The organism is Pseudoalteromonas sp. 19-MNA-CIBAN-0066 (genome assembly GCF_040308705.1).
In the GTDB taxonomy this organism is placed as follows: Bacteria; Pseudomonadota; Gammaproteobacteria; order Enterobacterales; family Alteromonadaceae; genus Pseudoalteromonas; species Pseudoalteromonas nigrifaciens.
Window position 1 is genome coordinate 1 of record NZ_JBEONZ010000233.1, and the last position, 267, is coordinate 267.

General features: G+C 41.6%; 1 pseudogene. It reads left to right on the forward strand.

What is annotated here, in order from left to right:
- Nucleotides 1-215, forward strand: a pseudogene (locus tag AAEZ18_RS18955) (endonuclease/exonuclease/phosphatase family protein); the annotation flags it as partial.
- Nucleotides 216-267: the final 52 nt, after the last annotated feature.

Below are 267 nucleotides of genomic sequence, written 5' to 3' on the forward strand. Positions count from 1 at the left end.
GTGCTAAAGAGCAGTATGATGTGCCTTATGCACAAAATTACAGTGCTAATTGGCAAGCCCGTGTTGATTACGTTTTACCGTCAAACTATGGCTTAAAAATTAAGGACGGTGGGGTGTTTTGGCCTACTAAAACGAGTAGTGTGTATCGCTTAATTAAAGATAGAAACGCATCGAGCGATCACCGACTGGTGTGGCTTGATTTGGTAATTGAATAACGCCTGTTAACAAGAGAAGCGCTAGTAAACTGAGCTTTACCCTGTTTAATGG